At 40.4% G+C, this 10,210-nt stretch carries 9 protein-coding genes; 6 read left to right on the forward strand and 3 right to left on the reverse strand.

Annotated elements, in window-relative coordinates:
* Nucleotides 1–12 precede the first annotated feature (12 nt).
* Nucleotides 13–1,302: a ribosome rescue GTPase HflX gene (gene hflX / locus A5N85_RS00610; protein WP_072575480.1), complete on the reverse strand. Its 1,290-nt coding sequence runs from the start codon at nt 1,300–1,302 to the stop codon at nt 13–15.
* 14 nt (nt 1,303–1,316) lie between these two features.
* Nucleotides 1,317–1,622 carry an RNA chaperone Hfq gene (gene hfq, locus A5N85_RS00615; RefSeq protein WP_072575481.1) on the reverse strand — a complete coding sequence of 102 codons (306 nt, stop codon included), beginning with the start codon at nt 1,620–1,622 and terminating at the stop codon, nt 1,317–1,319.
* Between the two features lie 256 nt (nt 1,623–1,878).
* Between hfq and A5N85_RS00620 the strand changes: the two genes are divergently transcribed.
* The 3 genes from A5N85_RS00620 to A5N85_RS16855 are packed head-to-tail and all read left to right on the forward strand — an operon-like array spanning nt 1,879 to nt 3,724.
* A complete protein-coding gene (locus A5N85_RS00620; RefSeq protein WP_169818593.1) occupies nt 1,879–2,700 on the forward strand; it encodes a Cof-type HAD-IIB family hydrolase in 822 nt (273 codons plus the stop codon).
* Complete coding sequence (locus A5N85_RS00625) at nt 2,697–3,404, forward strand: Gfo/Idh/MocA family oxidoreductase (RefSeq protein ID WP_084601460.1); 708 nt, start codon at nt 2,697–2,699, stop codon at nt 3,402–3,404. Before A5N85_RS00620 ends, A5N85_RS00625 begins: the two co-directional genes overlap by 4 nt.
* 20 nt (nt 3,405–3,424) lie before the next feature.
* Nucleotides 3,425–3,724: a Gfo/Idh/MocA family oxidoreductase gene (locus A5N85_RS16855; protein ID WP_282955974.1), complete on the forward strand. Its 300-nt coding sequence runs from the start codon at nt 3,425–3,427 to the stop codon at nt 3,722–3,724.
* A 65-nt stretch (nt 3,725–3,789) separates the two neighbouring features.
* Here the strand turns inward: A5N85_RS16855 and A5N85_RS00630 are convergent, their stop codons facing one another.
* Nucleotides 3,790–5,172: an OmpP1/FadL family transporter gene (locus A5N85_RS00630; protein ID WP_072575483.1), complete on the reverse strand. Its 1,383-nt coding sequence runs from the start codon at nt 5,170–5,172 to the stop codon at nt 3,790–3,792.
* A 323-nt stretch (nt 5,173–5,495) separates the two neighbouring features.
* Here A5N85_RS00630 and aceE point away from each other — a divergent pair, with 323 nt between their 5' ends.
* The 3 genes from aceE to A5N85_RS00645 all read left to right on the forward strand — a co-directional run.
* The gene (gene aceE, locus A5N85_RS00635) at nt 5,496–8,159 is read left to right on the forward strand and encodes a pyruvate dehydrogenase (acetyl-transferring), homodimeric type (protein ID WP_072575484.1); all 2,664 of its coding nucleotides are present in this window, start codon (nt 5,496–5,498) and stop codon (nt 8,157–8,159) included.
* Nucleotides 8,160–8,177: 18 nt separating this feature from the next.
* Complete coding sequence (gene aceF / locus A5N85_RS00640; protein WP_072575485.1) at nt 8,178–9,821, forward strand: dihydrolipoyllysine-residue acetyltransferase; 1,644 nt, start codon at nt 8,178–8,180, stop codon at nt 9,819–9,821.
* A 90-nt stretch (nt 9,822–9,911) separates the two neighbouring features.
* A partial coding sequence (locus A5N85_RS00645; protein ID WP_169818594.1) for a TolC family protein occupies nt 9,912–10,210 on the forward strand: 299 nt, incomplete at its 3' end.

A 10,210-nucleotide genomic window follows, 5' to 3' on the forward strand; every position in this document is an offset into this window, starting at 1 on the left:
AAACACCTTAACCTATGTTGTTTGCTCTAATTGTAAATCGAGTGTTCGTTGATACTGACTCTCTAAGCGTCGAAGTTGTACTTCCCCCAGTACAACATGTATATCCATTGAACCATCTGGCTGTATCTGTTCTTCCAGTACAGCGCTATTTTTAAATAATTCTGCTCGTAATGCGCCTTCAGCGGGCGTTAAGTGCAGCCAACCACGATGTTCATTTTTTGCAAAATGGGCAATGATAGCCTCTTTTAATAAATCAATACCAGCCTCTGTGTACGCTGAGACAAATACTGAGTGCACATTCCCTTGTTCATCTGTTAACACGCGCGGCGATTCATCTCTTAAATCTATTTTGTTAAATACTCGAATCATTGGTACTTCTAATGCACCAATTTCTTCTAATACTTGTTCAACCACTTGCTCCCTTTCTTGACGCTCAGGGTCTGCATAATCTATCACTTGAAGAACCAAATCAGCATAAGCTGTTTCTTCTAAAGTTGATTTAAAAGCAGCAACCAATTCATGTGGCAAGTCGCTCACAAAGCCAACCGTATCTGCCATTAAAATAGTTTGCCCATTTGAATGGACAAGTTTCCGCCATGTTGGATCAAGGGTAGCAAATAGCTGATCTTTTGCCAGAACATCAGCATCAGTTAACACATTAAATAAGGTAGATTTACCAGCATTGGTATAACCGGCTAATGCGACAGTTGGCATTTCTTGGCGCTCGCGACTTTTACGGGTTTCAAAACGTTGCCGCTCTACTTTTTCCAATTTTTTCTTAAGCTGTTTAATCCTAACCGCTAACAATCGTCTATCGGTCTCAAGCTGCGTTTCTCCAGGACCACGCAAACCGATACCACCTTTCTGCCTTTCCAAGTGCGTCCATCCACGCACTAAACGGGTTGATAAGTGATTAAGCTGCGCCAATTCAACTTGTAATTTTCCTTCGTGGCTCCGAGCACGCTGGGCAAAAATATCTAGTACCAACCCACTACGATCTAAAACGCGCGTTTGAAACAGCTTTTCTAAATTTCTTTCCTGCGACGGGGATAATCTCGCATTAAATATCACCAATTCTATTTTATGCGCTTTTACCGCATCAGAAATCATCTCTGCTTGCCCTTTACCAATAAAGAACTTCGGCTCTGGTTCTGCTCGACTAAAACTTTCTGCCCACACAATCTCGGCACCCGCTGACTTAGCCAGTAAGTGGAATTCTTCCACTACTGCCGCATCGGGTGCCTTTCCAATATCAACTTGAATTAACGCAGCGCGCTCTCCGCTCTGCGGACGCTCAAACAATCACGTCCTCCAACTTAGTAAAGAGGGTCACTATTAACAACAGGCGCAACAGTTTCTGAACTAACAGAAGTTTCTTCTACTGATTCTAATGAGGTTTCTTGATCATCTGTTAAGCGAATATTTCGTGCTGGTACGATTGTCGAAATCGCATGTTTATAAACCATTTGAGAAATATTATTGCGTAAAAGCACCACAAATGCATCGAAAGACTCAATTTGCCCTTGTAGCTTAATGCCATTAACCAAATACACAGACACCGGTACACGCTCACGACGCAATGCATTTAGATAAGGGTCTTGTAACGATTGAGATTTACTCATTGTTATTTTTTCTCCTAGAAAGGTTATAAATGATGGCTGCTCTAAAAAGCAGGTGCATCCTAACACGAAACGAACAAAGCACAAATGCCCAATCTAATGGATTTATTACTTCTATTGCAACGTATCGCATCATTTTCTCAAAAATTTATCATGATGAAAGCACCTGTGCTTTAAAAAGCAGTAATAGAAAAGCCATCGTATCGTTTTCCTTGGTAAATCGTTATACTAAAATATCCATTAATCACTGGGAATGCTGATGAAAGATATCCAACTTGTTTTTTTTGATATCGACGATACGCTTTATCGAAAAGCCACTCAAACCGTTCCTGATTCTGCCTTATCCGCCATTCGTCAACTACGAAAAAAAGGGATTCACACTGCTATTGCAACAGGTCGCTCTCCAGTCGCGATTCCAGATGTTTTACAACCTTTATTTAAAGATGGAAGCTTTGATTTATTAGTGTCTATTAATGGGCAATATAATTGTCAATTCACTGATAACGGCTCAACCGTTATTTCCCATCATCCTATGGATCCTACTTATATCCAACAGGTTGTTGACTATATGAAACAAAAAGGTTGGGACTATGCGGGCATTTCTGAATCAGCTATGGTTTCCTCTGCTGATAACGAAGTGGTTCGCGATGCTTTAAAAGGTATTGGCGGAGTATTTGTCGATCCGGATTATCCATTAAACCATACCATTTATCAGATGCTTTTATTTCTTGATGAAGAGCAACTAAATCAATTTCAAGCAGACGGAATGATTCATCAAGGATTTGAAGCACTGCGTTGGCATCCACTTGGCGTTGATTTAGTGCAAAAAAATGGAGCAAAATCTCGTGGCATCAAAGATGTTTGCCAATATTTTAATCTTTCACCTAAGCAGACTATGGCATTTGGCGATGGTCATAATGATGTAGAAATGATGCAATATGTCGGCATTGGTGTTGCTATGGGAGATGCTAGAGAAGAAGTCAAAGCCGTTGCCGATTACATCACTGGCACCATTGAAGAAGACGGCATTCTTAAAGCCTTACAGCACTTTAAGCTTCTTAATCACGGAGAAAATCAATGACCATTGGTATTGGCATTATTGGCTATGGCAGAGCTACACAAGTCTTTCATCTTCCACTATTAAAAGCCTGCCCTGCTTTTAAAGTCATAGGTATCGCTTCTAGCAAAACATCCAACGAGCTGCCTATAGATATTCAACATTACGCTACACCTTCTGAACTACTACAGAATCATCAGATTGAAGCAGTAGTCATTGTGACACCTAATGATAGCCATTATACACTTGCTAAAGCTGCTTTATTAGCCAACAAACATGTAGTGTTAGAAAAACCAATGTGTTTAACCGTTGAAGAAGGACAAGAACTTATCAGCCTTGCTCAGCAACAACAGCGTTTCTTGACGGTTTTTCATAATCGTCGACTAGACAGCGATTTCCTCACGCTTCGTCAAATCATTGCAGAAAATCGAGTAGGAACCATTCATCGTTTAATTAGTTGTTGGGACAGATACCGCCCTCATGTTCAACAACGCTGGCGAGAACAAAAACTTCCCGGAAGTGGAATTTGGTACGACCTTGGCCCACACTTAATTGATCAAGCTTTACAACTTTTTGGTGCACCAAAAGCAGTGACAGGAAGATGTTTAATGCTGCGTCCCAATAGTGAAGCGATAGACTATGCGCAAGTAACACTGCATTATCCTGATAAAGAAGTATTATTAGGCACTAGCCTTATTGCAGTGCACCTAATCCACGCTATCGTTTAGAAGGAGAGTTAGGTACGTATATTAAATATGGTCTTGACCCACAAGAAGACCAACTTAAAGCTGGATTAGCCATTGATGATATTGCTTTTGGCACTGAAATGCCTGAAGCCTATGGTATCTATTATGATGAAAAAAGCACCCCACACCGTATTACAAGCCAAAAAGGCAGATTTATTGATTTTTACTTAAATCTAGCAGCCGCAATTAATGGTAATAGTCCTCTACTCGTGCAGCCTGAGCAAGCACTTGAGATCATAAAAATACTTACTTTAGCGCAGCAAAGTAGCGATGAGCAAAAGACGCTCAGCTATTCGGATTAATCTATTCTCTAAACAAAAAGGTCGTTTAAATAAACGACCTTTTATCTTCTTACCTCAAGTAACCATTAGAATCGGTAGGTATATTGTAAGCCGAAGAAATTCGCATGACTTTTGAAATCCGCTTTTCCACTGGCTTTAGAATCTACACAAGCTCCCGGACAAGGATGAACATTCGCTTTAGAGTTGCGCACGTGCATATAGCTATAGCCAACATCTAAAGTACTATTTTTATTAATATCGTATTTAGCACCCAAAGAGAGCCATAAACGATCATTATCCGGCATCGTTACTAAACGATCATCTGCACTTTTAATCGGTGATTGATCCCAAGATACCCCCGCTCTTAACTGCAATGGATCGGTAATTTGATAACTTCCACCAACACCAATTCTCCAAGTATCACGCCAACGAGGGAATGCACGACTGGTATCTGAAGGTCCGCCAATTGTCGGCTTAATATTTTCTAATTTGATATCTAATTCATTAAACCGAGAATGTCTTGTCCACGTGACATTGCCAAATAAATTAATTTTTGGATCAATCCGATACATACCGTGAACTGAAATGGATTCTGGTGTTGTGATATTGGCTGAAGCTTTTTCTTTTTTGACATAGCCAGCTTGCCTGATGCCTTGCTCAAGTGCTGCTCCAAGCGCAGGATTTTTAAAGGCAGGTCCGACTAAATCCCAGTTAGCGGTTCCAGTTAAATGATGTTTAATGGGTGAACGATAGCTTGCGCCAACGCGTAAATTTTCGTTGACATCCCAATCCCACCCTAAATTAAAGCCAAATCCCCAATCATCTGCACCAAATTTGGCAACACCGTCTGCTGCACCATTTGAAAGCTGCATTTGTGGCGGCAGCTTCTGATTAACAGCAGGAGAAAAATTCGCATATTTATGGAGCTTTGCATCTGCATATTGTGCAATCAAACCGATACCGATGCTATGTTCGGGGCTGATTTTAAATGCAATGGTTGGATTGATATCAATGGTTTTTAATTCTGTACGGTTAATGCTATAGCGTAAAACGCTATCTTCTTGGTATTTGGTATTTGCACCGAAAGGAACGTACAACCCAAGACCAGCCGTAATTGACGGACTAATTTGATAACTTAAATAAGCATGCGGAACTAAAGTAATATTTTTTGTAACATTTCCGCTAGTTGAACCAAGAATTGGACTTCTATCCACATTATAACCAGCTGCATTTTTATAATGAACGGTTGGATCTGCAATGATTAAATTTGCACTTATTTGTAAGCTAGGCAAATGCGTCAACCCCGCTGGATTATAATAAATAACTGAGGGATCAAGTGCTTCAGCAGCCGAAGCATCTGCTGTACTCATGCTAGATACAGACTGCGTTCCAAAATTATAGCCTGAAGCCCAAACTTGTGGCATCAATGCCACTGCCACACAAAAAGTTAACTTTTTACGCATTATCATAACATTCTCCTCTATAATATTATTATGTGGAACTCTCCACTCTTCCTTATCTAACCATAAAGTAACCTAAACAGCAATATTATCTTTTGCTTTAGCCAGTTATACACTTTTGACCAATTTAAATCTAACCATCCGTTCTATAGGAATTTTCTTGTCATATTTGTTAAATGAAAATTTTTATTTGTAGAAAACATTTTCTAATCTCTTTGTAGTAGCTGCTTGTGTTCAGGAGAGTTCATTCTAAAAACGTGCTACAATTCCGCTGTTTTATTTCTAATGATACTGCTACTAATTGTTATAGCAGTTTTGAATGGAGTACATATATGGCTGATTTAATTCAAAACGACATTGATCCCCAAGAAACTAAAGAATGGCTTGCCGCCATTGATAACGTACAAGAACGTGATGGTGATGAACGCGTAAACTTTCTACTCACGCAAATTAGCCAAAGAGCCAATTTAACCGGTGGCAGAACTGGTGTCGGCACCACACCTTATATCAATACCATTGCACCTGAAGATCAACCTACCTTTCCAGGTGATAAAAATTTAGAACGTATTATTCGTAACGTTATTCGCTGGAATGCGGCAGCAATGGTTATCCGCGCTGGTAAACATACAAACGTTGGGGGACATATTGCCTCTTTCACATCTGCGGCAACCTTATATGAAGTTGGTCAAAACCACTTTTGGCGCGGACAAGATGGACATTTAGGCGATTTAGTTTTCTTCCAAGGACATTCTGCTCCTGGCTTTTATGCTCGTGCTTATTTAGAAGGACGCTTGACGGATGAACAATTAGATAACTTCCGTCAAGAAGTCGGCGGTAATGGATTATCTTCTTACCCACATCCATGGCTCATGCCAAATTTCTGGCAATTCCCAACCGTTTCTATGGGACTAGGTCCGATGATGGCGATTTATCAAGCACGTTTTATCAAATATTTAGAAGATCGTGGTTTCTTAGAGCCTAGCGACCGTAAAGTATGGTGTTTCTGTGGTGATGGTGAAATGGATGAGCCAGAATCTCGCGGTGCTTTATCAATGGCGGGTCGTGAAAAACTTGATAACCTTATTTTTGTCATCAACTGTAACTTACAACGCTTAGACGGACCGGTTCGTGGTAACGGAAAAATCGTCCAAGAACTTGAAGCAGAATTCCGTGGCTGTAACTGGGAAGTGATTAAAGTTCTTTGGGGAACGGGTTGGGACAAGCTGCTTGCGAAAGACAAAGATGGTCATTTGCAAAAACGCATGACAGAGTGTGTAGATGGTGACTATCAAACTATCAAATCGAAAGACGGTGCTTATGTAAGAGAATTTTTCTTCAATACGCCTGAGCTCCGCGCCATGGTAGAAGATTGGACAGATGATGAAATCTGGGCACTTACTCGTGGTGGACATGATGTAGAAAAAGTGTTTGCTGCTTACGCTAAAGCCGTTAAAAATGATCGTCCAACCGTTATCTTAGCGCAAACCGTTAAAGGCTTTGGTATGGGTGATGCCGGTGAAGGACAAAACATTGCGCACCAAGCGAAAAAAATGAGCACCGAACAGCTCAAACAATATCGTGATCGATTTGATATTGATATTACCGATGAAAACGTTGAAAAAGTCGGCTATCTACAACTAGATAAAGATAGTCCTGCTTATAAATATTTACAAGAACGTCGGAAAGCTTTAAATGGTTACGTCCCTACTCGTAGAGAAAAATCTGAAGCGTTAGAAATTCCGCCATTGAGCGAATTTGATGCTGTATTAAAAGGCTCAGGAGAAGGTCGCGAAATTTCCACAACAATGGCGTTTGTCCGTGTCTTAAACACACTGATGAAAGACAAAAATATTGGAAAACGAATTGTTCCAATCGTGCCAGATGAATCTAGAACATTCGGTATGGAAGGGATGTTCCGCCAATACAGCATTTGGAATCAAAAAGGTCAGCAATACGTACCGCAAGACCAAGGTCAGCTGATGTATTACAAAGAGTCTGAAAAAGGTCAAATTATTCAAGAAGGTATTAACGAGGCGGGTGGTATCTGCGACTTTATTGCAGCAGGAACTTCATACTCTGTTCACAACATTCCAATGATTCCTTTCTTCATTTATTACTCAATGTTTGGTTTCCAACGCTTTGGCGATTTTGCATGGGCAGCTGGCGATCAACGTTGTCGTGGTTTCTTATTAGGCGGTACTGCTGGACGAACGACGCTAAATGGTGAAGGACTCCAGCACGAAGACGGACATAGCATGATTCAAGCCGGCTTAATTCCGAACTGTATTCCATACGATCCAACCTATGGCTATGAAGTTGCTGTTATTATTCATAATGGCTTGCATAGAATGTATAAAGAGCAGGAAGATGTGTACTACTACATCACCCTAATGAACGAAAACTATCCTCAGCCAGCATTGCCAGAAGTCGAAGGCATAGAAGATCAAATCCTCAAAGGTATGTATCTACTTAAAGGTGCTGAATCATCAGAGAAAAAACGTGTTCAGTTGATGGGTTCTGGAACCATTCTCAATGAAGTTGTCGAAGCTGCTCAATTATTAGAAGATGATTGGGGAATTGCTTCTGATATTTGGAGCTGTACCAGCTTTACTTTATTGGCTCGAGATGGCATGGAAGTTGAGCGCTATAATCGCCTACATCCAACAGAAGCACAAAAAACTCCATTTATCGCTGATCAGCTTGAAGGCCATGAAGGTCCTATTGTTGTAGCAACTGACTACATTCGTGCTTATCCAGAACAAATTCGCGCATTTATCCCTGTTGGACGCCGCATGACAATCTTAGGAACTGATGGTTATGGTCGTTCAGATACTCGAGAAGCGTTAAGAGAATTCTTTGAAGTCAATCGCTACCATATTGTCGTAGCCGCGTTAAAAGCATTGGCAGATAATGGCGAATTAGCTGGCGAAAAAGTTGCTGAAGCTATTTCAAAATATGGCATTGTTACCGATTCTGAATTCCAACTTTACCGCTAAGTTTAGGAGAAGATTTGTATGAGTATTGAAATTCGTGTACCCGATATTGGCGACTTTGATGCCGTTGATGTCATTGAAGTGTTGATTAAAGCTGGTGATACAATTGAAGTTGATCAGTCTGTTTTAGTGTTAGAATCTGATAAAGCTTCTATGGAAGTCCCTGCTTCAGCAGCAGGGACAGTTGAAAGTGTTAAGATAAAAGTGGGTGATAAAGTTAAAAAAGGCGATGTTATTGCAACCCTAGCGGGAGAAGATAATAGCGCTTCTCAACAATCAGAAGAAAAAGCCTCTGAGCAAAAAGAAGCCCCAAAAAATACTGACAACAATGCGCCTACCGCTTCCGAACAATCTGAGACCGTTGAGCTAAAAGTTCCTGATATCGGTGATTTCGATAGCGTGAGCGTTATTGAAGTTAATGTGACTGAAGGTCAAGATATTCAAGTAGATGATACATTAATCACATTAGAATCTGATAAAGCTTCAATGGAAGTCCCAGCAGAGGCTGCCGGTAAACTTCTTTCTCTCAAAGTGAAAGTAGGTGATAACGTTTCAAAAGGCGATGTCATTGCGCTCGTGCAAACAGGAGAGAAAAATCATATAGCGGATGAATCAGCTAACAAAAAAGCGCAAACATCTGCTAATAAAACAGGCAAAGCAGAATCTGTACCTTCCTCTAGCACAGAAAAAACTCAAGCTACAACGCCTGTAAGTACAACTAATGCGGAAAAAATAGATGAAGCTGCTTTTGCAAAAGCCTATGCTAGTCCAGCCGTCCGTCGTTTTGCACGCGAGTTAGGCGCTGATCTTGGAAAAATCTCTGGCAGTGGTCGCAATAACCGAATTCTTGAAGAAGACGTTAAAAAGTTTGTCAAACAAGCACTCAGCAATCTAGATAATTCTAATAGCGCAGCACCTGCTACTGGCAGCGGTATTCCGCCAATTCCTGCTGTAGATTTTAGTAAGTTTGGGGCAGTAGAAGAGCAAAAACTCTCAAGAATTAATATTCTAACCGGTGAAGCGATGACACGCTGTTGGTTAAATATTCCTCATGTTACTCAACATGATATGTGCGATATCACAGAACTAGAAGATTTTAGAAAATCTCTAAAAGCAGAAGCTGAAAAGAAAGGTGTGAGAGTAACTATGTTGGCTTTCCTTATGAAAGCACTTGTTGCAGGTTTAAAAGAGTTCCCAAGATTCAACTCTTCACTGTCTTCAGACGGCAAAAGCCTGATTATGAAAAAATATTATAATATCGGTATCGCAGTTGATACGCCGAATGGACTTGTTGTGCCTGTTATTAAAGAAGTTGATCAAAAAGGTATTTATGAGCTATCTTCCGATCTCATGGAAATTAGTAAGAAAGCACGCGATGGCAAGCTAAGTCCAAAAGATATGTCTGGCGCTTCTATGACTATTTCTAGCCTAGGTGGCATTGGTGGGCAATACTTCACCCCAATTGTAAATGCCCCAGAAGTTGCTATCTTGGGTGTTTCACGTTCTACTTTACAACCTATTTGGAATGGAAAAACCTTTGAACCTCGTTTAATGCTACCGCTATCTATGTCTTATGATCACCGTGTTATTGATGGTGCATTAGGTGCTAGGATGATTGTATTTCTTGGGCAAATGCTTACAGATATGAAAAAAGCTTTATTATAAATTAAAGGGAATAATATGCGGTTTGTCCTGCACAAACATCTGTTACTAATAGCTTTATTGATAACAGCATCTTATGCTTCAGCCAGGGATTTGGCAGAAATTTTGCGCAGTAGCGCGATGAACAACCCTGAAATTTTAGAAGCTCAAGCTAACCAAGCTGTCTCGCAAGCGGCTCTAGAACAAGCTAGAGCCGCTCGTTATCCAACTGTACAAGCGACAGCAAATCAACCCATGATAAACACCATGAGTAATAGTCATCAATTTACTCCTGGTTTAAAAGCAAATTGGACATTATATGATTTTGGTAAAATTAGTGCCGATATTAAACGCGGAGAAGTAGAAGAGCAATATTATGGCTATAAGCTCAATGAAAAATCAGATGAATGGGC

Source organism: Suttonella ornithocola, assembly GCF_001889065.1.
GTDB classification, from domain to species: Bacteria; Pseudomonadota; Gammaproteobacteria; order Cardiobacteriales; family Cardiobacteriaceae; genus Suttonella_A; species Suttonella_A ornithocola.

What these genes read in the sequence shown, in the direction of transcription:
- hfq (WP_072575481.1), bottom strand. Translation starts at nt 1,622, where the DNA reads ATGAGTAAATCTCAATCGTTACAAGACCCTTATCTAAATGCATTGCGT.
- A5N85_RS00620 (WP_169818593.1), top strand. Translation starts at nt 1,879, where the DNA reads ATGAAAGATATCCAACTTGTTTTTTTTGATATCGACGATACGCTTTAT.
- A5N85_RS00625 (WP_084601460.1), top strand. Translation starts at nt 2,697, where the DNA reads ATGACCATTGGTATTGGCATTATTGGCTATGGCAGAGCTACACAAGTC.
- A5N85_RS00630 (WP_072575483.1), bottom strand. Translation starts at nt 5,172, where the DNA reads ATGATAATGCGTAAAAAGTTAACTTTTTGTGTGGCAGTGGCATTGATG.
- aceE (WP_072575484.1), top strand. Translation starts at nt 5,496, where the DNA reads ATGGCTGATTTAATTCAAAACGACATTGATCCCCAAGAAACTAAAGAA.
- aceF (WP_072575485.1), top strand. Translation starts at nt 8,178, where the DNA reads ATGAGTATTGAAATTCGTGTACCCGATATTGGCGACTTTGATGCCGTT.